The 21,347-nt window shown below is 67.2% G+C and carries 26 protein-coding genes; 12 read left to right on the top strand and 14 right to left on the bottom strand.

What is annotated here, in order from left to right; all coding sequences use genetic code 11:
• Positions 1–153 precede the first annotated feature (153 nt).
• Complete coding sequence (locus tag CRO12_RS05930) at positions 154–906, top strand: hypothetical protein (RefSeq protein WP_097063012.1); 753 nt, start codon at positions 154–156, stop codon at positions 904–906.
• Between the two features lie 116 nt (positions 907–1,022).
• Here the strand turns inward: CRO12_RS05930 and CRO12_RS05925 are convergent, their stop codons facing one another.
• Both CRO12_RS05925 and CRO12_RS18290 read right to left on the bottom strand, forming a co-directional pair.
• Positions 1,023–2,030 (bottom strand): zinc-dependent alcohol dehydrogenase family protein, encoded by a 1,008-nt coding sequence (locus CRO12_RS05925; protein WP_179640880.1) that lies wholly within the window; start codon positions 2,028–2,030, stop codon positions 1,023–1,025.
• A 180-nt stretch (positions 2,031–2,210) separates the two neighbouring features.
• Positions 2,211–2,804, bottom strand: a complete 594-nt coding sequence (locus CRO12_RS18290; RefSeq protein ID WP_245858223.1) for a hypothetical protein — start codon at positions 2,802–2,804, stop codon at positions 2,211–2,213.
• Between the two features lie 168 nt (positions 2,805–2,972).
• On the opposite strand from CRO12_RS18290, the gene CRO12_RS05915 reads away from it, so the two are divergent.
• The 6 genes from CRO12_RS05915 (at position 2,973) to CRO12_RS05890 (ending at position 6,862) form a co-directional block, all read left to right on the top strand.
• The gene (locus CRO12_RS05915) at positions 2,973–3,521 is read left to right on the top strand and encodes a 3'-5' exonuclease (RefSeq protein ID WP_097063011.1); all 549 of its coding nucleotides are present in this window, start codon (positions 2,973–2,975) and stop codon (positions 3,519–3,521) included.
• A 15-nt stretch (positions 3,522–3,536) separates the two neighbouring features.
• Entirely contained in the window at positions 3,537–3,908 is a 372-nt protein-coding gene (locus tag CRO12_RS05910) for a GIY-YIG nuclease family protein (protein ID WP_097063010.1), read from the top strand.
• A gap of 58 nt (positions 3,909–3,966) precedes the next feature.
• Entirely contained in the window at positions 3,967–4,767 is an 801-nt protein-coding gene (locus CRO12_RS05905; RefSeq protein ID WP_097063009.1) for a transglutaminase family protein, read from the top strand.
• Between the two features lie 243 nt (positions 4,768–5,010).
• Positions 5,011–5,748 (top strand): hypothetical protein, encoded by a 738-nt coding sequence (locus CRO12_RS05900; RefSeq protein WP_097063008.1) that lies wholly within the window; start codon positions 5,011–5,013, stop codon positions 5,746–5,748.
• Between the two features lie 124 nt (positions 5,749–5,872).
• Positions 5,873–6,235: a DUF427 domain-containing protein gene (locus CRO12_RS05895; protein WP_097063007.1), complete on the top strand. Its 363-nt coding sequence runs from the start codon at positions 5,873–5,875 to the stop codon at positions 6,233–6,235.
• A 120-nt stretch (positions 6,236–6,355) separates the two neighbouring features.
• Entirely contained in the window at positions 6,356–6,862 is a 507-nt protein-coding gene (locus CRO12_RS05890) for a peptidase M16 family protein (protein ID WP_144033529.1), read from the top strand.
• A gap of 10 nt (positions 6,863–6,872) precedes the next feature.
• Here CRO12_RS05890 and cas5c read toward each other — a convergent pair whose 3' ends face one another.
• Complete coding sequence (gene cas5c / locus CRO12_RS05885) at positions 6,873–7,496, bottom strand: type I-C CRISPR-associated protein Cas5c (protein ID WP_179640879.1); 624 nt, start codon at positions 7,494–7,496, stop codon at positions 6,873–6,875.
• Between the two features lie 485 nt (positions 7,497–7,981).
• Here cas5c and CRO12_RS05880 point away from each other — a divergent pair, with 485 nt between their 5' ends.
• Positions 7,982–8,392 carry a response regulator gene (locus tag CRO12_RS05880; protein WP_179640878.1) on the top strand — a complete coding sequence of 137 codons (411 nt, stop codon included), beginning with the start codon at positions 7,982–7,984 and terminating at the stop codon, positions 8,390–8,392.
• 163 nt (positions 8,393–8,555) lie between these two features.
• Here CRO12_RS05880 and CRO12_RS05875 read toward each other — a convergent pair whose 3' ends face one another.
• The 7 genes from CRO12_RS05875 to CRO12_RS18285 form a co-directional block, all read right to left on the bottom strand.
• Positions 8,556–8,765: a hypothetical protein gene (locus CRO12_RS05875; protein ID WP_097063003.1), complete on the bottom strand. Its 210-nt coding sequence runs from the start codon at positions 8,763–8,765 to the stop codon at positions 8,556–8,558.
• Positions 8,766–8,932: 167 nt separating this feature from the next.
• Positions 8,933–10,678 (bottom strand): recombinase family protein, encoded by a 1,746-nt coding sequence (locus CRO12_RS05870; protein ID WP_097063002.1) that lies wholly within the window; start codon positions 10,676–10,678, stop codon positions 8,933–8,935.
• Between the two features lie 86 nt (positions 10,679–10,764).
• Complete coding sequence (rarD, locus tag CRO12_RS05865) at positions 10,765–11,676, bottom strand: EamA family transporter RarD (protein ID WP_097063001.1); 912 nt, start codon at positions 11,674–11,676, stop codon at positions 10,765–10,767.
• A 144-nt stretch (positions 11,677–11,820) separates the two neighbouring features.
• Entirely contained in the window at positions 11,821–12,327 is a 507-nt protein-coding gene (locus CRO12_RS05860; RefSeq protein ID WP_097063000.1) for a helix-turn-helix domain-containing protein, read from the bottom strand.
• Between the two features lie 22 nt (positions 12,328–12,349).
• Positions 12,350–12,781, bottom strand: coding sequence for a hypothetical protein (locus CRO12_RS05855; RefSeq protein WP_097062999.1), 432 nt, complete (start codon positions 12,779–12,781; stop codon positions 12,350–12,352).
• A 33-nt stretch (positions 12,782–12,814) separates the two neighbouring features.
• A complete protein-coding gene (locus CRO12_RS05850) occupies positions 12,815–13,168 on the bottom strand; it encodes a hypothetical protein (protein WP_097062998.1) in 354 nt (117 codons plus the stop codon).
• Positions 13,169–13,227: 59 nt separating this feature from the next.
• Positions 13,228–13,725 (bottom strand): helix-turn-helix domain-containing protein, encoded by a 498-nt coding sequence (locus tag CRO12_RS18285; RefSeq protein WP_281253390.1) that lies wholly within the window; start codon positions 13,723–13,725, stop codon positions 13,228–13,230.
• A 431-nt stretch (positions 13,726–14,156) separates the two neighbouring features.
• Between CRO12_RS18285 and CRO12_RS05840 the strand changes: the two genes are divergently transcribed.
• The 3 genes from CRO12_RS05840 to CRO12_RS05830 are packed head-to-tail and all read left to right on the top strand — an operon-like array spanning position 14,157 to position 16,177.
• Positions 14,157–14,717 (top strand): AAA family ATPase, encoded by a 561-nt coding sequence (locus CRO12_RS05840; RefSeq protein ID WP_097062996.1) that lies wholly within the window; start codon positions 14,157–14,159, stop codon positions 14,715–14,717.
• 60 nt (positions 14,718–14,777) lie between these two features.
• The gene (locus tag CRO12_RS05835; protein WP_097063379.1) at positions 14,778–15,602 is read left to right on the top strand and encodes a bis-aminopropyl spermidine synthase family protein; all 825 of its coding nucleotides are present in this window, start codon (positions 14,778–14,780) and stop codon (positions 15,600–15,602) included.
• Positions 15,599–16,177 (top strand): hypothetical protein, encoded by a 579-nt coding sequence (locus tag CRO12_RS05830; RefSeq protein WP_179640876.1) that lies wholly within the window; start codon positions 15,599–15,601, stop codon positions 16,175–16,177. Before CRO12_RS05835 ends, CRO12_RS05830 begins: the two co-directional genes overlap by 4 nt.
• 27 nt (positions 16,178–16,204) lie before the next feature.
• Here the strand turns inward: CRO12_RS05830 and CRO12_RS05825 are convergent, their stop codons facing one another.
• From CRO12_RS05825 to CRO12_RS05815, 3 genes are all read right to left on the bottom strand, one after another.
• A complete protein-coding gene (locus tag CRO12_RS05825) occupies positions 16,205–16,786 on the bottom strand; it encodes a hypothetical protein (RefSeq protein ID WP_144033528.1) in 582 nt (193 codons plus the stop codon).
• 67 nt (positions 16,787–16,853) lie between these two features.
• A complete protein-coding gene (locus tag CRO12_RS05820; RefSeq protein WP_218838856.1) occupies positions 16,854–17,846 on the bottom strand; it encodes an ImmA/IrrE family metallo-endopeptidase in 993 nt (330 codons plus the stop codon).
• A gap of 70 nt (positions 17,847–17,916) precedes the next feature.
• The gene (locus CRO12_RS05815; protein ID WP_097062994.1) at positions 17,917–18,684 is read right to left on the bottom strand and encodes a hypothetical protein; all 768 of its coding nucleotides are present in this window, start codon (positions 18,682–18,684) and stop codon (positions 17,917–17,919) included.
• 142 nt (positions 18,685–18,826) lie between these two features.
• On the opposite strand from CRO12_RS05815, the gene CRO12_RS05810 reads away from it, so the two are divergent.
• Positions 18,827–19,321 (top strand): hypothetical protein, encoded by a 495-nt coding sequence (locus tag CRO12_RS05810; RefSeq protein ID WP_144033527.1) that lies wholly within the window; start codon positions 18,827–18,829, stop codon positions 19,319–19,321.
• A 109-nt stretch (positions 19,322–19,430) separates the two neighbouring features.
• Here the strand turns inward: CRO12_RS05810 and CRO12_RS05805 are convergent, their stop codons facing one another.
• Positions 19,431–20,993, bottom strand: a complete 1,563-nt coding sequence (locus CRO12_RS05805; protein ID WP_097062992.1) for a ComEC/Rec2 family competence protein — start codon at positions 20,991–20,993, stop codon at positions 19,431–19,433.
• Between the last annotated feature and the right edge of the window lie 354 nt (positions 20,994–21,347).

The raw sequence follows: 21,347 nt of genomic DNA, 5'->3' as shown, positions 1-21,347 counted from the left end.
CTCTCCGATGCTGCCGAATGCACGGCGTTCCCCTGCCCCACGTCTTCCCCGACCGGAGCGTATAGCGGTGTGCGACTGCACTCAACCGCCTCGTGTCCGCTTGCGCGGCCCGCCGGCTCCGTCCACGATGTCGCGGGAGAAGGGGGTAAGCTCATGCAGGGGTCGGAGCAGCGGTCGTCGGCGCCGCCGTCGAGCGCGCCCGTCCGGCGCACGCCGGCTTCGACCGGCGCCGTGGAACGTCCGTCCAACCCGTGGCCCGTCGTCATCGGAGCCGTCGGCCTACTGGCAGTGATCGGCCTCGCCTCCAGTGACGGCGGTTCCGACCAGGCGACGACGCCCGAGCCGGTCGTAGCGGCGAGCCAGGCGGCGGCCCCACCCGAGCCCGCTCCGCCGGAGGTCGAATCCGACGCGATCCGGCGCGCCGACCGGCACGCGGAACTCGCGATCGGAGCGGAGGGCGCGTCCGGCGCGATGGTCTACAGCGTCAACTGCTGGGCCGCGGTCGAGCGCAGCTTCTCCCTGGCGACGCTCGATCGCTGCGGCGCCTTCGATGCGCTCGCCCGCCGGGTCCGCATGGATCCGGCCGAGCTCGCGGCCGAGAGCGCCTGGTTCGACGCGACGGCCGCGAACGAGCGCTACGCGGCGACCGCCAAGGCTGGCGGAATGGAGCCGGTCGTCGCAGGCGAGCGCTTGGCGCGGGTGCTCGCACTGGCGGACGCCGAAGTGCTGGAGCCGCGGCTTCCCGCTCCGGCCGAGGCCGAAATCGAGGCGATCGACGCAGGCTCCGATGATGGCGACGTCTCCGATGCGCCGGTAGAGGAGGACCTACCGGCGACCGAGCCTTCGACTGCGCCGGAACTCGACCTCAGGGGCTTCGGCGAGCCACGCGAGGGCGCGAACGGCTGACTCGGTGGCGAGTGGTTCCGGCGACGCGTCGCGACGCAAGGACGGGACCCGGGCTGATGGCTCAACGCCGATCCACGTCGCCGATCTTCAGCGAATTGGATGACGGGCGGCTTCCGTCACCATTCGATCCCGATCTTGCCGAAGTGGCCACCGCTCGCCTCGTAGCGGAACGCGTCGGCGAGTTCGTCCAGCGCGAAGCGGCGGTCGATCACCGGCCGGATGCCGCCGGCGTCGAGCGCCCTCACGAAGTCCTGCTGCTCCCGTCGGCTGCCGACGATCAGCCCCTGGAGCCGGGCCTGCTTGGCCATCAGGGCGGCGGTCGGCACCTCGCCCGCTGCGCCCGTGAGCACGCCGATCAGCGAGATGTGACCACCGAGGCGGACCGCTTCGATGGACTGGGCCAGCGTGCCCGGGCCGCCGACCTCGACGACGTGGTCGACGCCGCGACCTCCTGTCCAGTCCAGAACGGTTCGTCCCCAAGCAGGCTCGTCGCGGTAGTTCACGCAGAAGTCGGCGCCGAGCGCTCGGGCTCGCTCGAGCTTGTCGTCCGAGGACGACGTGATGGCGACGGACGCGCCCATCAGCTTGGCGATCTGCAGCGCCCAGATCGAGACGCCGCCGGTTCCGAGCAGCAGCACGGTGTCGCCGGCCTTCAGCCTGCCGTCGACGACGAGGGCGCGCCAGGCCGTGAGCCCCGCGGTGGTGATGGTCGCCGCCTCCACGGCGTCGTAGCCCTCCGGCGCGTGGGTGAAGGCGCTCGCAGGAAGCACGACGTGCTCCTGCGCGAAGCCGTCGATGCCGTCTCCGGGCGTCCGCGAGAAGTCTCCTATGGTCGGCGCGCCGTCCTGCCAGTCGGGGAAGAAGCAGGACACGACGGTGTCGCCCGCCTTGAACTCGGTAACGCCGTCGCCGACCGCTTCGACGACGCCGGCGCCATCGGCGAGGGGCACGCGGCCGTCCTCCGTCGGCATGCGCCCGGTGGCGACGCCCAGGTCGTGGAAGTTGAGCGAGCTTCCGTGCAGCGCGACCAGAATCTCGCCGCGCCCGGGCGTTCCCGGGTCCGGTCGCTCCTCCATCGTCAGCCGCTCGAGCCCGATCGGTGCCCGCAGAACCATCGCCTTCATGATCTTCCTCCGTCGGTCATGCGGTCGCAACGAACGAGAAGGGACGCCTATCCGCAGGCCTGCCGCGCGGTCCGGTCAATCAGGCGCACCGATCGGTGCCATCCTGGCGACCCGTGTGGAGCAGACCGTCGTCGGGTTCAGGCCTTCAAGCCTCGAGAAGTTGGCATCGGCGAGCGTCGCTCACGGCTCGACGATCTCGAACCCCGCTCGCGGCACGTCACCGGACAGGAGCAGCTCTCGTTCGTTCCGGTCGTCGAAGAAGGCGAGGACGTCCGATCGATCGACCGTGAGCGACAGGACGACTGGTCGAGCGGTCGATCCCCATCTCCTGGGCCAATCGTTGGCGAAGAAGCGGGCGGTGTCGGGGTTCAGAGTCCAGCTTGTCCCGGAGGCGACGCCCGCTGGCTCGCCTGTGCCACCCCGGTAGGCGGTGCATGGGAACTCGAGAGCCGCCATTTCCGCCTTCTCGTCCGGCATCATCATCGCGCTCGCCCATGCCTCGAGCAGGCGACTGGTGGAGACGTCGGCTCCGTAGCGCGCGGCTGCCGTGAAGTAGTTCCCCGCGCGAAAGCCGTAGAGATAGGGCTCGCTGTCCCATGCTTGCCGGAACGCTCCCGCGACCACCTCGCGATCGAGCGCCGTCCCCGCGTGCCAGGCTTGCATCAGCTCGTGGACCAGGTGCACCCTGTCCCGGTCGCTTATGCGGTTGAACGCATAGGCGCCATGCGACCAGCCGAGTGCGTCGCCGCGTGCGCGATCGCGCGCGATGGCCATGAATTCGGAAATCGCTGGCCATGCCGTGTCCACGTCTTTCCCCTCATCTGTTCCGATCAGAATACGCTTGTTCACCTACCTTTTACTGAATGGGTCGTTGCCAGCCGACCGCCTCGCGAAGTCGCGATCGCCCTTGGCGACCGCCCGCTTTCAGGTCAGATCGGTCGCATGAAGGTGTTCCTTGATTTTGAGGCCTCGTCGCTCTCCGATCGGAGCTATCCGATCGAAGTCGCGTGGGCGTTCCAGGACGGGCGATCGGAAGCGCACGTCATCAGACCGGCACCCGAGTGGACCGATTGGGATCCGAACGCCGAGGCGATCCACGGCATGTGCCGGGAATGGCTCATTAGGAACGGCGAGGCGCACGATCTCGTCGCGCGTCGGATGGTCGAGATCCTGGGCGGGCACGAGCTGTTCGCGAGCGCCCCGTCGTGGGACGGCAAGTGGCTGAGCGTCCTGCTGCGCACGGCGGAGCTTCCCCGGCACGCGCTTCGCCTTCGCGACACCGACGATGCGCTTCGCGAGACCGCGACCGAGCTGCTCAGGCCGGTGGTGGCGCCCGCGAGGTTGGACTTGGAGGTGCATGCGCTTGTCTCGGCGGCGAACGCGGGCAAGCCGGCGGACCCGGCGCATCGCGCACTCGCGGACGCGGAGGCCGAACTGCAGACCTGGCTTCGGCTGCGACGGGCGGCGCGCGAGGCGGCGTCGCGCGGCTGAAGGCGTCGCGTGGGAATGGGACCCGTCGCGACCGCTCCGCCGTGGTGGTCGAATGCGCGCCGGGCGGCGCTGTCGCTGGGCGCTTCGACCCGGGCGACGCGGGGCGCGGTCCAGTCGGTCTACGTCGTCCTGCTGCATGACCGGTCCTTTCCGGAGCGTCACGGCCTTTACGTCGGGCAGACCTCGCGCGATCCCGATTGGCGCTTCGACCAGCACAAGGCGGGCTACAAGGCGAGCGGCGCGGTGAGGCGCTTCGGTGAGCGGCTGCTGCCCGAGCTGTTCCAGCACCTGAACCCGCTCCAGCGCTGGGAGGCGCTCGAGATCGAGGCTGCGCTCGCGGAGGCGTTCCGCCATGCAGGCGTTGGCTGGGTCGAAGGTGGCCATTGATCGCCGCTGCCGCGTCGCGGAGTTTCGATCGACGCCTGCGCCCCCCATATGCGGTGACATGAAGGAAGACCTGAACCGCCTCGGCCTCATGGAAGAGGAAGACATCCTGCTGGACCAGGCGGCGCTCACGCTCGCGCTGATCGACCAGCCCGGAACAGACCTGTCGCTCTGCGACGACCTGCTCGACGCGATCGAAACCCGCCTCGACCTGGTAGGACGGGACGCGGAAACGTCGGCCGAGCGAGCCGACGCGATGTCCGCGGTGCTGGTCGGAGAGTTCGGCTTTGAAGGCGGTGCCGATACCTACGACGATCCCGCGAACGCCGATCTGATCAGGGTCCTGGTGCGTCGCCGAGGTCTTCCGGTGAGTCTGTCCATCCTATGGGTGGCCATGGCGCGGCGGCTCGGGTGGGCCGCGCACGTCCTCGACGTGCCCGGGCACGTGCTGGTGCTGATCGGCGGAGAGGCGGACCCGGTCATCGTCGATCCGTTCGCGGGCGGGGAGCGCGTCGACGCCGATCGGCTCGCGGCGATGCTGGAGGCGTTCGGCGGAACCGGCCGCGCGGTTACCCGGGTCGCCGCGATGCCGAACCGGGCGGTCCTCGTCCGCCTGCTTCAGAACCAGGCCAGCCGCGCCGAGCAGGCGGGCAAGGGCCGGCGCGCGCTCGAGCTCTACGAGCGGATGACGGCCGTGGCGCCGGCCTACGCGCATGCGTGGTGGGAGAAGGCCCGGCTCGAGCTCGTTGATGATCGGGTCGAGGCCGCGCGGAGCAGCCTCAGTTCGGTGCTGGAGGTCACGCGGGACGCCGGCTTGCGTGAGCGGGTGGCATCCATGCTGCACACCTTGCCGCCGGCCTGACGAGCCGCGCGTCGGCGCTTCGATCCCGCTACAATGCACTGACGATCTCGCGGGCGACCTCTACGATTCTCTTGAATCGAGTAAATCCGGCTCGGTCTCGAGTCTGCAGCCAAACGGAAGACTTTGTTTCACAGGTTCAGGCTGAGCCTGTATCGAAGGTTATCAAGGTTTCTGTGAGGTTGAGGTTGCCGGGCGTGTCTCGACGAAAAAGGTGTGGTCCCCAGCGAACGCGGGAGTTGATCGATGATCCAGCCAGCCGGACTGCCGCCAGGAACCGTCGAATCGATCGTCGAGGTGGTCGGCTTTGTGAAAGCCGCGAGCGCGACGGTGATCGTGGCGACTATCGGTTTTGCGCTCAAGAACTGGTGGGAGTTCGTAAAGCTGCGGGAAGACAGACGGAAGCGCGCTGAAGATCTTCAGTATCGGCGTGACGAAGAAGATGCTCGTCGGAAGGAGGCTGTGGTTGCCGCAAAGCGCGGGCTTACGGAACTGGAGCGCCACATGTGGGAGAACTCGCTCGTCATGCGAGCGATGAGTGAAGAACTGAAGAAATCCGAGCGATTGCCGCTCGAGTATCAGGTTCGAAAATTCAGCCTGTTGCCGCTTCCGGATTTTCTGACCGATCGCGAGTTGGCTAGGCTTGAGCCAAAACCCGCGAGTGTTCTCACCAAGCTCCAGAAGATGGTGCCCAACTTCGAACGCGAATTCGAGCAGGCGGAGAAGGCAGTTGTCGAGCGTGACCTTGAGACGTTCCGCACCATGTTGCGGACGCTGAGCATCAAGGCTTCGGTTGGCATGAACAAAGCTCGCCAATTCCACAAGGATGCGTTCGGCGACGAACTTATCGAACACGAGGAACGCTCCCCGGCCGGAACTCTCAAGCCGGTCGACTACTACGACCCGATCCCGCGACAAGCAGCCGGCGACCATGCGGGTGGTCTGCTTGCGAAGTGGCTCAAGGGCGATCGTCGTGGAAAGTGAGTCCGCATATGCTCTCGTGCTCAACGCGGTTAGGCATCTGTCCTAGGTGCGCTGTCGATTGCGACATGCCGTTTGGTGGTGGATTTTTGCCCGTCCTTGAAAGGTAGAATAAAGGGAGAATCGCATGCTTGGTGGACGGTCGCCCAGTCCCGATCATCCGATCGCCATAGGACCGGCGGAGAAGAAGGTCGTCGTGACCTTGGGTGGCGTGACGCTCGCGGAGAGCGGCAGGGCGCTGCTGCTCAAGGAGGCCAGCCTCCCCCCGGTCTACTACCTTCCGCGTGACGACGTCGCGATGGGCGCGCTCGAGCGGAGCGCCACCAGCACGCACTGCCCGTATAAGGGCGACGCTAGCTACTTCAGCGCACGTGACGGGAGCGCCCGGGACGTCGCCTGGTCGTATGAGGATCCTTTCGACGCCGTGGACGCGATCAAGGACCACCTCGCCTTCTATCCGGACCGCGTGGACGCGATCACGGTAACCTAGCGCTGAGAAGAGTGCCTGGCGACCACCCGTATGACGGGAAGCGCGGTCTTAGCACGGTAAAGCAGGCGTTCGAGGACCGACGGACGCGCTCGACGAGCGCTGATTGGTCCCGCCCCGGAGTTGGTCGGCCGGCCGGCTCAACCGTCCCTTCTTCTCGCAACGGGGCTGGACCTCCGGGGCGAAAGCAGCATCGGCGGTGGAGTGGGCCCGCAGGCGTTCGCGGTCGCCACCGGCGTGCAGACCGACAGGACGGCCGACGCCCTCAGCGAGATCGCGAAGGAGCTGAAGGGCGTGGGTGGCGATCGTCCCGCGACTGCGCAGGAGCTGAACCTTCTGACCCGAAGCGAGGTTCTGACGCTCGCCGACCGGTTCGAGACGAACTACGCGATGGCCGGCTATCTCAGCTACGTGGACCGCTACGGCCATTCCTACGAATGGCTTTCGACCCTCCCGGATCGCTACGCGGCGCTGACGCCGGCGACGATCGGCCGCAGCGCCGCGGCGCTGCATCCGAACGCGATGACGTGGGTTGTCGTCGGCGATCTGTCGAAGATCGAGGAAGGCGTGCGAGCGCTCGATCTCGGTCCGGTGGAGGTGTGGGACGCGTCTGGGAAGCGCCGGCGCTGACCAGCATGGATCAGGCGAAAAGGTCCTCGGCGTTCGCTGCCGGGATCTCGATGGCGCCTGCCCGTGCGACGGCGTGGAAGTATGCCTGACCTGAGTCGTCGTCATAGCTGTGGTCGAATGGCAGCCAGCCGAGGTCCAGCTCCTTCGCGCCGTAAGGAGCGCACGCGGAGTCGTCCGATCCGACCGCCTCGACCTGAGCGATGAAGTCCGGTCGACCGAGATACAGCTTCGTTCCCGGTCGCGGCTTCCTGGTCCGTCTCGCGAACATGGCGGCATGCTCCGCCAACGTCTCTGTTTCGGAACGGCCGGACAGCAGGGTCAGCCGAGCGTCGATCGAGTAGTCGACGTCCACGAGGATGACAGTGCGCCCCGCGCCGCCACCTGCTCCCTGGTGCAGCGTCCGCCGGACGATCGGCGCGTTGATGCGGATGCGCTCGACCGTCCATCGGATGCTCGGTCGCCAATGGATCGCATCGAAGATGCCCCGAGCGGCGCGAGGCGTGATGACGTCGAAGCTCACCCGATCCAGTCTGAACTCGGGGCGAGGAAAGAAGGCCCGTTCGCCCGTCACTCGGAGAGTGAAGGGCTTCGACGTCGGAGAAGGCTGCAGGTCGGCCCCTGCGGCTTCGATCACGCAGAAGCTCGCGACCCGTCGCGGTCGCGCTCGGGGAAATGGCGGTAAGGCGCTCCGCTGAACTCGGCAGCGTAGCCATTCGCTCCGGCGGAACAGCTCTGATCCCTTGCGGGGCTCGCGACGGCAGCCGAGCGGCAGGCGAGGCTCGACCTTCGTGACGGTGTCGAGCGATCGCTTCCCGGTGTTCCGGGCATCTTCGCTCGTCGAAACGGCCGCCGTGCGCCAAGGCGGACCCCATGCTGACGATCGTCAGCAGCGTCAGGACCGCCAAGATGATGCCGTAGAACAGTTTGGCGCGGCGCCTCGTTGGTCCCACGGGGCGAGGATCCCGGTCGCTCCACTCGTTCAGCATTTCGACTCCCCAAGCGCCTCCAACTTGCCTCGTGCGGAGCGGCAAGTCGATGCGTAACGGCCCGATCGGATGCGACCGATGCGGTTCCAATTGGGGGTGCCATAAGCAGTCGGCCGCGGTCAGAACGAGACCGGTGGACGACGACCGCACTCGCGATCTGCGCATCCTCTGCGTCGATGACGATCCCGACATTCGGCTGATCGTCGAGCTTTCGCTGCACCTCGATCCCGACATGCGCGCGATCACGGTCGGCAGCGCCGTCGAGGCGCTGTCGGTGCTGGAGGAGCAGACGTTCGACGTCGTCCTTCTGGACGCTCTCATGCCCGAGCTCGACGGTCTCGGGCTGCTCGAGCGCATGCTGCGCGGCGAGGGCGGGCCGCCGACCCCCGTCGTGTTCCTGACGGCGGACGCTCTTCGCCGCTCGCGCTACGACAGGGCGGGCGTGCTGGGCGTGATCAGCAAGCCCTTCGATCCGATGAAACTGGCAGAAGTCGTCCGGGCTCTAGTCACCAATGTCGGCTCGACCAGGGTAGTAGGCTATTAGGCAGCGTCACCAGCTTCGTTGCTGCCCAGAGCGGCGGGCATGGAGGTCGCCCAATGAGCGGGACGCCAAGGAGATAAAGCGCATCGACCCTTGTGACTCGCAAGACTGCAGTCGCGCGGACGAATCAAATCCCGATCAGGCGAAGTCGCCGAGTCTGGCGGCCTCATCCTCCCCTGACCTCGTCAGACGTGCCGCCCGGTCGAAGCGTGGTCAACGAGACCGGGTCGGACACGTCCATGGTCTCGTCGAGCGCTTCGTCCAGTCGGGCATCGACGTCCTCCGGGTCGCGCTCCAGGCGTTCGGCGATGCTCGCGTCCTGTCCAGCATCCTGCCGCGGCTCGCGCTCGGAAGCCGCGTCGCTTTCGTTCGACATGAGGGACTCCCCTGCGTTGGCGTAGGCCTAAGAGGGCGCCAGACTAGCCGTCCGAGCCGCCGGAGGAAATCGGCGACCATGTGGCGCACCTTGGCCGCCCCCGTGCCGCTTGGACGAGGGGGGTGCCGGTGCCGCCGTTGATCAGCCGGACCTTGGCGGGAGCTTACTCAGCGGGCGTGCCGCCGCCAGTTCTCCCGCTGCTCCGGAAAGCCGAGGATGCGGCGCTGCATGCCCCAGTCCGTCGGTAGGTCGCACTCGAGCAGGACGCGCCGCGTCAGTTCCGGCGGCTGGGTGCCGTCTACGATCGCCGCGACGATGTCGGGCGCGAGGTAGCTCAGTCGGACCAGCCGCGAGAACGAGGCGGACTTGCGCCCGAGCGACCGCGCGAGCGCCGCCACCTCGACGTCCCGGTGCTTGAACACCAGCTCGCGCGCGGCCGTCGCCTCGTCCAGGAGCGCGACCAGCCTGGCGCACGGCCTGCCCGCTCCGGTGCTGGTCTCGAGCGGCAGCCAGTTCCGCTTGCGCTCCCGCGTCATCGCGACCGCGACCTCCTCGACGTGCACCTGCGTCGCCTTGGCGAGGTCGAGGTCGCTCATCGCGAAGAGTCCGACGCCGTCCCAGGCGAGGAAGAGGGCGAGCGCGTCGACGCGCACGACGACGCTGACCATGTCCTCGCCAACCTCCACGCGCGCGAGCAGCAGCTTGACGGCGGAGGACAGGCGCCGTTCGTCGAGCGTCGCGAGCCTGAGCGCCGCCGCCGTTCCGCACTCGCAGAGTTCGTCGAGGCGTCCGCCCGTCGTTCCGGCGCGAAGCAGGAGCGGTCGCAGGCGCGTGCGTTCCGACATGAGCCGCTTGACGGCCTCCATGACCAGCCGCTCGGTCGCATCGGCGCGCAGCCGGACCGCGCGAACGCGCTGCCGCGCCGCCCAGGTGGCGCTCGCGGAGGCGTAGTAGCGGCCGCTGGCGTTGCCTCCGTGGACCTCGCGCGCGTGCATGCGCCGCCCGAAGGCGTCGTGGAGCAGGCCGGTGAGGATGTGCCTGGGCTGTCGCGGCTTGAACTGCTCGCGCTCCTTGAGCACCGCCTGCACCCTGCCCCACAGCTCGGGCCCGATGATCGGCTCGTGCGCGCCGGGATGGCTTTCGGATCGATGCACCGCCTCGCCGATGTAGGCGCGGTTCCGGAGGACGTGGTGCAGCGACGTCAGGCTTATGGGTCCACCGCCGCGCTGGGTGCCGCCCCGAGTGCGGCGGACGGCTCGGCGGTGCCCCTCCTCCAGCAGGCGCTTGTGGACCAGCGACACGCGGCCGGTCGCGGCGTAGGTTTCGAAGATGCAGCGGACTGCGGGCGCCTCGTCGAGGTTGATCGCGAGCCGACCTTCGCGCACGTCGTAGCCGAGCGGCGGATCGCCTCCGGTCCAGAGGCCGTGCTGGCGCATCACCATCTTCTTGTCGCGCATGCGGTCGCTGGCGATCTCGCGTTCGAACTGGGCGAAGGTGAGGAGCACGTTGCGGATCAGCCGGCCCATGCTGTCGCTGGTGTCGAAGTTCTGCGTGATGGAGACGAACGCGACGCCGAAGCGGTCGAAGAAGTCGATGAGCCTTACGAAGTCGAGGAGCGTCCGGGTGATGCGATCGAGCTTATAGACGACAACGATCTCGATGAGCCCCGCCTCGATGTCGGCCATCAGGTCGCGGAGTGCAGGACGGTTGAGGTTGGCGCCGGTGCGACCGGCATCGTCGTAGGCTCCCGGCGCGAGGACCCATCCCTTGTGCTGCTGACTCGCGATGTAGGCCGAGCAGATCGCCCGCTGGCTTTCCAGCGAGGTGATCTCCTGGCCGATCGGAGGTTCGAAGCTCTTGCGGGTGTAGACGGCGCAACGGCGCCGACGTGGTGCGATCTGCATCGACGACATGGGGTCCTCCCGATCGGCGCCGGTCGGCGACGCTCGCCGCGGCGGAGAACGACTCTACATCGTCCGTCGTCGGCGAACCCGAGGCATCACTCGGCGGTCGGTGCCGGCGTCGCCGCGCTGCTCGCCCGATGCGACATCGCGCTGTCCCAGGCGAAGAGGGCGCACCCGATCCATATCAGCACGAATACGACGATCCGAGTGGTCCCGACGGGCTCGCCGAAGAACGTGACCGCCTCCATGAACTGGAGGGTGGGCGCGATGTATTGGAGCAGGCCGAGCGTCGAGTAGGTCAGCTTGCGGGCGGCGGCCGCGAACATCAGGAGCGGTGCGGCGGTGACCGCGCCCGCCACGATGAGCAGCAGGTCGAGGCGCGTGCTCTCGCCGAAGGCGCCGTTCCCGTTCGCGTGCGCGTAGAGGAGCAGGCCTGAGCACGCCGGAGCGAGCAGCAACGTTTCGACGGTGAGGCCCCCGAGCGCATCGATGGCCGCGATCTTCCTTAGCAGTCCATAGAAGCCGAAGCTGAGGGCGAGGGTGGTCGAGATCCAGAGCATGCCGCCACCCGACGCCATCAGCGCGACGCCCGCTCCGGCAACTGCCACCGCCGCCTTCTGCAATGGGCGGAGCCGTTCGCCGAGAACGAGCATGCCGAGCGCGACGTTCACCAGCGGGTTGATGAAGTAGCCCAGGCTGGCTTCGAGGACGTGGTGATTCTGGACCGCCCAGATGTAGACGAGCCAGTTGACCGCGATCAGCGCCGCACTGCCGATCAGCAGGAGCAGGGTTCGACCCCGTGCGGCGCGAAGGACCGCCGGGCCGGCGCTCAGGACCAACACGACGAGCGCCAGGAGGAGCAGCGACCAGAGCACGCGGTGCGCGAGGATCTGGAGCGGCGGAACGCTGTTGAGCAGCCGCAGGTAGAGCGGGAGCACGCCCCAGAGGACATAGGCGCCGACCGCGAGCAGCAGGCCGGAGCGATGAGGACGGATGATGGACGGCATGGCGGCGCCCTTCGTAGCGTCGTGCGGCGAGTGCAAGTGCGAAGGTGCTGGTTTCGCCTGCCATCCGGACGCGGTTCGCCGAAGACCGAGGAAGTCGGTCGTGGATCGCGGACGCGGCCTGGCGCTGGCGGTCCTTTGAGGCTCCTACGGGAGGGATGGGATCAGACCGTCGGGCCGGCCGGTTGCCGGCTCCACGGGCTTCAGCTCCTGCTGCATGCTGACGGCGGCCAGGTCCAACCAGCGATCGATCAGCTTCACGGCGCCATCGCTGAGGTGAGTGAAGGTGCGCCGGCCGTCGGAACCGTCCCGAACGCGCCTGACCAGTCCGCGCTCCTCGAGGACCCGGAGGTGGCGGAGCGCCGTCGACGCCGCGGCGCTCGAGCCGATGCAGGCGCTCGTCACGCTGATGTTTCCGCCCCTCTGCCGCGACTGGTAGAGGTCCAGGAGCATGTCCCAGGCCGGTTCGCCGAAGACGGTGGCGTCCGTCCCGAACACGGCGTCGCGTTGGCGCCGCATCCGGTAGACTCTGCCTGCGAGCTCGTGACGCGCCATCGCGCTCGAGCGTTGCAGTTGTCGGCGGGCGCTGGCCAGCAGTTCCTCGAGGACCTCGATTTCGGCCAGGACGGCGGACACCCGATCGACCGCGATCACTTCAGGTTTCCGGAAAGGGCGATCAGTTCCATGCGGGGTCCGTCCCGTAGCGCTTGATGCGCGATTGATGGCGCCAGGAGCCGACGGCGAGGATGAGCGGGTTCGGGTAGCTCCACGCGGCCGATGCGACGGAATACGACCAGGGCATCAGCTCGGGGGTGAGCATCAGCAGGTGCGTGATCACCGTGTTGACGAGCACCGCCGCCATCCACATGGGCCAGTATCGCTGCGCGGTGAGCGCCAGCACGAGAACGCACAGCAGCATCACGAAGTCGACGGCGAGCAGACCGGTCTCCAAGCGGCTGAACCTGGTGGTCGCGCTGCCCGGCACGAAGTGCGAAGCGACGATCGCCGCGAGAAGGATGGCGACGCCCACCCGCTCCGGCGACCCGCCGCGCGTCAGCGCGTATGCGCAGCAGGTCGAGAGCAGCAGGAGGTAGATCGCGACGTTCATGCTCTCGTGTCGACACCCCGTCCCGGACTCGTGTCAAGCCACGCGCTGGGCGGTCTCGAGCTTGATCAGTTCGCCCCGCGGAGTGTCGTGGTCGGGCGTTTCGAAGATGTCGCCCTGTCCGAGTATCTGATGGCGCTCCGCCGTCTTACGGAACTCGCCGTGCGCTGCCTTGATGTCCTTGAGCGCCGCGAACACCTTCATGGTCGCTTCCCCGACGTGGTCGACCCCGGTCTGGCACTCGAGAGGATGGAACGTTCCGTCTGCGCGTGCCGTCAGCACGGCCGTTCCCATGGCGAGCACCTGGAGTGCGGCCTGGTTCACCGCGATCTCGGCGGGCTTCAGGGACCGGGCGATGCGGACGGCTGCGATCGTCTTGGGCGAGGGCATACGACTTCTCCTTCGCGGCCCGCGATGCGGCCGCGTCATAATTGACGGGTCGGTTGGGATCAGTCGGCGAGCTTGTAGAGTGCGCCGAGGCCGTTCAGGAAGTTGGCCGCCGCGATCAGCATCGCCATCGCTAGGACGGCGATCCAACCGATGCGGCTTGCTGGGCTCAGGTCATTCCGCTGCCTCCCTTGCCGCAGGAAGGGCACTCGAAGGGCCGAGTGGCCTGGTTCCGCGGCGCTGACGGGAGAAGCCATGATTTCGGCAGGCCCGACAACCGCGCCCGCTTGGGTAGCCAAATGCTGGTTACTCGCGACCGGCAGCTCGGACGCGCGGCGGGCGGCGTCGCGTCTGCTTGTCGCCCCAAGGATGCGGATCGCGCGCTTGAGGTGCAGGTCTACGGTGTGGTGGGAGATGCCGAGTTCGCCGGCGATCTCCTTCGACGACATGCCGCGCCCGACCAGTTGGAGGCAGTCGCGCTGTCGGTCGGTAAGCTGCGACGGATCGGGAGAGTTCGCTCGGCTCGGTTCGTCTTCCGGGTGTCGCACGATTTCTCCCATGCGGCAGTCATGGTTCATTCTGGTGCTTGTTCGCAAGCAGATGCACGGTGGCGCCGAGTTCGGCCGGGGGGACCGCGACGGGCTCCTCCCGCCCCATCTGCCTGGAACCCCGTAGACCGTGGGAAAGCGACATCGCCGCATTGGGGGTCTCAACGATGCGGACGGCGTTTCCGCTACGTTTTGCCGCAGGAAAAGCGGAACGGCCGCTTTCGTCCGCTCACGTCGGCGCGTCGAGGATCGAAGCTCGAAGCTCGAAGCTGAACCGCCGTGTCGAGCTGTTCGGAGAATGGGTCGCCGACTGGCGACGCGCCTGGAAGCTGGACGCGCTCACGGGAGGGGCTCACCAGGAGATGCGTTCGGATCGACGGCGATTGGTCTCTTGATCTCCCAGTCCCGACGGCGACGATGCGACCGTTCGTTGGGGAGGGTCGATGAGCAAGGTGATCTACGTGACCGGCGCGCCGGCGTCGGGCAAGAGCACGACGACCAAGCTGCTGCTGGAGCGCGTCGAGGCCGTCGAGGTCTGGGAGTATGGGGCGCGCCTCGTCGAGCATCTCCGGAAGACGGGAGTGGACATCGCCGACCAGGACGAGCTGCGCGAGAAGTCCTCGCGTCTGGCCGTCGCCGCGGCGGTCGACCGGGTGGACGACGCGTTGCTGGAGTTCGTCGGCGAGCGTCGCGGACGAGGGCACGTCGTGATCGACAGCCATCCGGTGACGCGCGAGCATCACGGCTTCCGGATCACGGCCTTCTCCCACGACCGTTTCCGCCTGCTCGCGCCTGACGAGATCTGGTGCTTCTACACCGCCCCCGAGGTCGCGGTCGCGCGGATCGCCGCCGATCCGCGTGGCCGACCCATGGTCGACGTCGAGACCGCCCGCATGCACACCATGCTGCAAGCGTCGGTGGCTGCGACCTACGGGATCGTGGCCGGCTGCCCCGTGTATCTCTTCGACACCGATCGCGACCAGGAGAGCCTGGTCCGGAGCTGAGCGAGCGTCTGACGCGCTGAACCCGACAGAGACAGGAGAATCCGCGTGATCGAAGTGGACATGAGGACTGCCGTCAACGCCGTTTCCGACGTCGTGGAGAACAGGCCGAGGCCGCTCCGCGAGTTCGACCAGATCCACATGAAGACCGGCGACATGGTCATGCAGAGCGAGGCGATCGCCTCGTGGGCGGCCGACAAGCGCCTGGCGTTCATCGGCGACGGTGATGCGATATCCGTCGCCGTCGCCTACCTGAGGAAGCGCGACGTTCTGAACTTCGGACCGAGCAGGATCACCGTCTTCGACTTCGACGAGCGCACCGTGCAGGCGGTCAGGCGTTTCGCGGACAAGGAGCGTCTCGAGTATCTCGACGCCGAGCTCTACAACGTCCTGGATCCGTTCCCGGACCGCGCCAAGTTCGACTGCTTCTACACGAATCCACCCTGGGGCGCGTCCAACGAGGGGGCGAGCGTCAACGCCTTCGTGCAGCGCGGCATCGAGGCGGTGGGGTATGAAGGCGAAGGCTGCATCGTGATCGCGGACGACGACGAGCTTCCGTGGCCGAAGCAGGTGCTCGCGAAGGTTCAGGCCTACGCGTCCGAGCGCGGGTTCTACGTTTCCCGCATGAACCGGAAGCTGCATGCCTATCACCTGGACGACGCTCCGGACCTGAAGTCGTGCAACCTCTTCATGAGTTCGTTACCGGAGAACGCCAACAGGCGCGCGCCAAGCGTATCGTTGACCGATCCCGCCAGCCTCCGCAACTTCTACGGAGGCTCGAAGGAGCCGAAGGTCCGCTACGTCCACGAGCTGAAGAAGCCTGACTATGGCAAGGCGCCTGAGGGGGAGTACAGGCTGGAGTTCCTTCCGGAGGAGAGCGGCGAGTGAGCGAGATCATCCACCCGGGCGCGGGCGTGCTGTTCATGAAGGTCGGCACGCACGCGCAGGAGAGCCTTGCCGACATCATCGCGCGCAAGACCCGCGAGATCGAGGCGACCGGCATCGGCATGTGGGGCTACGGCGGTAACACCTGTCACCCGAGCTCGATGGTGCAGCCCTTCGCGGAGGATTTCGCCAGGCGCAACGAACCCATCCATCTCGTCATGGAGGAGATGGACTCGAAGCACTTCGCCGAACCCCTCTGCGCCGCGGAGTATTCGGTGGACGGCCGCGAATGGAAGGAGATCCCGAAGGAGATCGAAGTGCGCGGTTCCCGCTTCGCCCTCGTGATCAGGAAGCTTCGGCAGGCGCAGTTCGAATTGCCGCTGGCGAGGACCCGGGTGGCGGTGGGCAACAGCAAGGGGCGGCTCGGAAGCCGCTACATCGCCGGACGGGTCGACAAGGCCTGCCTCGAGGTGCTGGAGGAGCCGGAACGCTCGAACGAGGAGCAGAAGGTCAGGCCGATCAACCTGGTCGCCGACCTCGAGAAGCCCTACGCGGTGTTCCTGCGCAACTATCGCTGACGCGGGCGCGTCGGCGTCGATGCAGGATCATGCCGCGGCTGCGGACAGGTCGTCTCCGGGCACGAGTTTGGAGCCGGAGGCCGCACGCAGGTGTGCCACGTAGCTGGCGAGCCCGCTTCGGACGCCTGCCTCGTCTACGTGCGCGGCGGCGCAGCTGAAGCAGGCGGTGACCGCGCGATCGGCCTGCGGTTCGGCGCATACGGCAGGTCGGAGCGCCTCGATGCCGAAGAGGCTCAGCAGGGTGGCCATGAGCTGCTCCAGACACGCCACGCGACCGTCCGCGCCCTCGATCTCCAGAGCATGGATCGCCGAGACCGCCCGCTTGTCCCCGGTCAGCAGCAGACGAGAGGCTCGGCGCAGCATGATCGCGATGAGTTGGCTTTCCCCGGCGTCGAACGCGAGAGAGCGACGGGTCGCTTCCTCCTCCATGTCCGCGGCGAGGGCCACTTCCTCCTGATCGGGCTCGGCGAGCGCGATCGCGCCGAAGGTCTCCTCGAGCGCGCGGGCGACCCGCTCTCGATCGATGATGCGCTTCGAACGCCTCACGCGGTCGCGCAGAGCATAGCGTCCGACGCTCAGCATCGCCGGTCGCAACTCGCCGAGCGCCACGCCGAAGCTCCCGTGATGGCCGTAGCAGCAGAGCTTGAGGATGACGTCGTTGTCGATGAGAGCGAGGTCAGTCACGGATGTCGGTCACGGTCCGGATCCATTCGGCGGCGTCGTCTCCTATCCATTCCCATCGGAGCTGCGAGGCTGCGAGCGTGTTCACGTCCCGCCAGACCCGACGCGGTGCGCCGTAAATGAACTCGAGGGCGGACATGGCGCGCCCCCACTGGCCCGTCTGGTAGGCGAGGCAGAGAGCGAGCGTTCCCGGCTCGATCCGGTAGCGGGGTGCTGCCTGTTCGACCGCTCTGGCGAGCCCGGGTGCGTTGTAGCTCGCCCCGTCCGTATCGATCGTGGGCGTGGGCGTCCCGGTAAGCAGCTCGAGGGCGAAGCGGTCCGCCGCAGTCTCCTCCTCGTCCTTATCGCCTGCTTTCGCGGGATCGTCCATGTCGACGAGGGCGGGCGCGCCTTCGAGGTGACCGAGAGCCACGTGCCCCAGCTCGTGGGCGAGCGTGAAGGCGGTCTGCGCGGGGTAAGGGGCGTCGCGGCCGAGTAGGATCGCTTGCCGCCCGTCGACGCCGACCACCATCGCATGCATCGCCTTCGCGTCTAGCGGGAAGACCCGGAGATGGACGAGCGGCAATCCCACGGCCCAGCAGACGAAGACCAATCCCTGAAGGTCGACGAAGGCGCGGTCGCGTAGGATCGCGGCACGCAGGTCCGCCGCCGTCACGCCTACGATGCCGGCGACCTCGGGAGTGGCGCGAAGCAGCGAGCCTCCGACGGTCATTCCGAAGGATGCGAGGGCCGCGCGGTGGGTGACGTCCTCGGCCGAGAGATGCTTGAAGCGAGCCTCGTCGTTCCAGACGAAGCGGACCCGCTCGCCGAGCAGGGATTTCGGCGAGAGGCCGAGTCGACGGGCGAGCGCGAAGCGCAGTTCGGCGCGTCCCGAGGGATCGTCCGCGAGCTCCTCGCTCCACCACGTCGGCCATGCGGCGTCGATAGCCTTTTCGCTTAGTCCGGCGCGACGCAGCTCGCGTCTGAGATCGTTGCTGTCGGTGGTCACCCCTGCTCCGGTCCGGCGACGGCCGGCATGTTCGCGCATAGCACGTGCCGACTCCCAAGCGACAGTCCGATCAGAACAGGAGGAGCTCGCCGCTCAGCCGCGCGGTGGCTTGCGGGCTCGCGCGCAGCTCGGCGGCGAGCTCCAGCCAGTCGCGAGGCTCGAGCTCGGCCGCGCGATCCAGCCGGGTGGCCCCTGCGGGATCGACCTCCACCGGATCGGACAGCCGCACCCAGTATCCGCCGGCGAGCCAGGCGACGAGATTGACCTCGTAGTCGGAGGTCTTCCCGGGTTCGGCGACCTGCTTGAGCAGAGCGGTCACCTGCGAGGCGCCGACTGGCGCTCCCGTTCCGCCGGCATTGCGGTAGGCCGAGACGTCGAACGGCGTGCCTCTGCTCAGCGTCAGCGGCGCTCGCGAGTGGCACATCAGCGCGTAGTGGGCGCGTTTCGCGCCACCGGCGGAGTCCGCGCGACTGGTCACCACCGCACTGGCGGGAAGAGGACGCTCGTTCGCCGACGGATCGAAGTAGCGGCGCCATGCGAAGATCCGCGACGGAGCGACGTCGATCGGCTTGGGCCTGCTCTTCATGACGGAGAAGACGACGGGCACGCGGCAGCCGATCCGCGCCAGCGCGCTGATCGCCGTCGAAGGCGGATTGCCGACGCCCCACAGGAAAAGACCGTTACCTGCACGGCGTTCCAGCTCCTTCCGGGCGATGATCGTCTCTAGTCCCTGCCCGGCCTCCGCCTGCATCCGCGACCAGCAGACGTAGCCGCCGAGATCCGCCACGGTCGGCGGCGGTTCGGCGACGTGTCGCTGCGGAGGCGACATCTCGTTCATAGACTTGTTTCCATCACGTTCCCGATTCTGCCATGGACCGTCCCCTCCCGCAACGCGCAGCGGCTGAAAAGCTGATCGCCGTTGTTGGTCGACCTGTGGAATGTCTGTTGACGGTTCCTCTCCATTGATCCCAAATCGCCCCATGGCGCGAGGTCGACCACCAAGCTGGAACCCGTTCGGCACCATGATCGAGGGCGCGTGGACCGAGGCGGTCGCAGTCAGCTCGAAGGAGCGGGTGACCCTGCCGGCCGCTGTTCGCGCCCGTCTGTCCTGGTTCGGGAAGGCGACCGACGAGGGACTGCTCGCCACGTTGGACCCGCAGGGAAGATCGGAGCTCTCCGCTTGGACGACGAGCGGCTCCCGCGCGGTCGGAGACGTGGCGCAGCGACTGGAGGCAGCGGCTCCGGACGACCGTGACGACTTGGCGATCGCCGCGATGGATCGTTACATGCGCCTTGCGGTGGAGCCGCCCGCCCGCCTGGCGCTCCCATTCGGCCTCGCCGTGCATTTGGACGCCGTCGAGGGCGGAGTGGTGAGGATCGTGGTCAGCTCGAGCCGCCTGTGGCTCTGGAGCGAGCGGCAGTGGCAAGCTCGACGGATGGACCGGATCGATCTGCTGACCGGCTCCGCGAACTGACTGCGAGCGCTTTCCGGCTCCACCCGATCAACGACCTTTTGCTTCACTACCCTTTTCGGCGAAGCCGGGATCCGCTGGAGCCGCTCGGGCCAGCGCCGAGGGTCAATCATCATGTGGACGGAGGACTAACGGTGTGCCGGATGACCGACCAGCTCTTGTCGCACTTCAATACGATTTCGCCGTGCGGCTCCCGGTCGGTCTTGGTCACCGATGCGAAGCGTTCATGGCAGCCGGCCACCTGTTCGGCCGCCGGCTCGCTCGTGAAGAGGAGTTTGAGTCCGTGCCCGGCGGGAAGGGTGGAAAGATAGTCCGGCAGCGCCGTCGCCGGCCGATGGGCGCTATGCCTCTCGTGCGAGAGGAGAAGGAAGCATGGTGCGGTCTCTTTCGCGAAGCCGGCGCTGTTGATCGCGCGGTAGAAGTGTCGGCTGATCCCGCCGTGATGCGGCGCTTGGATGACCGACAATCCCTTGAGATGGTCCGTAAGGCCGGATTCGTATTCGGATGCCCTGTCGCGCCCACGTGCGAAGCCGTCGAAGCCCGAGTCGCCGGTTATGAGCACGCCCTGTCCTTCTGCGTCGAAACGGATGACATAGCTGAGCTGATTGCTGTGCGACAAACCCTCCAACCGGTCCCAACGCTTGGCACCGAAGCCGATGACGTCGGAGGGGAGCCGGTCGCGCCGATCGGCGACGAGACGATCGGTCGGTGACAACAAGGTGGCGGTCACGCCGCCGGCTTCCGCGCTTCGCACGAACAGCCCGGCGGTCCACCTGAACCTCTTTGGTCGATGGTCGCTGCATCGGTGGCTTTCGACGATGATCGAGCTCGTCGTCGGGATCTCGTTGAGCAGAGCCTTGAGCGCGACTGCGTTGATGGCGTTCTTGGCGTTCGTCACCCGCATGTGCGCCAACTGCGCCCGTGCGGCCATCAAGGAGTGCCCACCTTCAAGGATCCCGCGCCTCTTCGTTTCCCTGATCAGCGATCCGATAGCGGCGGGATTCGGCCTCGACATGATCGCGAGGTCGTCGATGATGTCGTATGACGACGCGGACAATCGGACGAGATCCGCGTCTGGAACATGCTCGCAGCCGCGTGTGCCTACGATCTTGTAGGCGGCTTCGAGTTCTTCACCGAAGACCCGGCGCCAATCCTCGAGGGTGCGCTCGCTCGGATTGTGGCTCGACGGCTTGGGCTGATCGGACCGGTCGTCGTTCTCGCCGACCCAGGCGAGCATCCGGTCCAGATCCGACAGGGTCCGGCGGCGTTCGTCCTTCCCGCGGACGTATGTTTCGAAGGCGGCGCTGCCGTCCTCGCTCCGGAACCTGTTGACCAGCAGGCTCTCGTCCTGGGCCAACCGACCGTAGTCGCGCCCCGATTCGTCGTCGGCGATCGGCGGAAGCCAGAGCTGACGTATGTCGACCCTACCCGACTTGATGATGTGGGTCAGACCGTCGAGGTGGTCCGCGTCGTAGTGGGTGCCGATCACCAGATCGAGGGGAGCTCTCTTGCCGGTCCCGTGCGTGAGTAGCTTCTTCAGCGATTCCTCGACCCGGATGCCCGCTCTGGCATCGCCGCCGTCCGCGAGCACGCGGACGGTGTGATCTCCGTCTTTGAACGTTAGCAGCACCGCACTGCCGAGGCCGACATCATACATGGTGACTTCGATCGTCATGCCGGGTTCCTAGTTTCCGCGATCCGACATCGCCGCCAGGCGCGGCTTGCGCAATGGACAGGGCATGATTCTGACCGAACCCACTCCACTTGACGCGGCGTGGTTAGGTCGACGGACACCTGGGGTAAGCGCCGGACGTTACATTCTCTCGCCAAGTCCGAGCTGTCGAAGCGAAATCTTGCTTCCACCTCACGTTGGCGCGACCCGCTCTAGTCGGCGAAAGGGTCAACCCTCACGAGAGCCGAGCGAACTGCAACCGAAATGGATGGGAAAAAACCTGTCCGCCGGGACAGCCTCGCGTCCTGTTTGCAGATGCTCTCGACACGAACGCAAACTCCTTCGATTTGAGAACGG

Origin of the sequence: Sphingomonas guangdongensis (genome assembly GCF_900199185.1) — a bacterium.
In the GTDB taxonomy this organism is placed as follows: Bacteria; Pseudomonadota; Alphaproteobacteria; order Sphingomonadales; family Sphingomonadaceae; genus Sphingomonas; species Sphingomonas guangdongensis.
The sequence above is the reverse complement of the archived record's forward strand: the minus strand, read 5'-3'. Positions and strand labels throughout refer to the sequence as shown.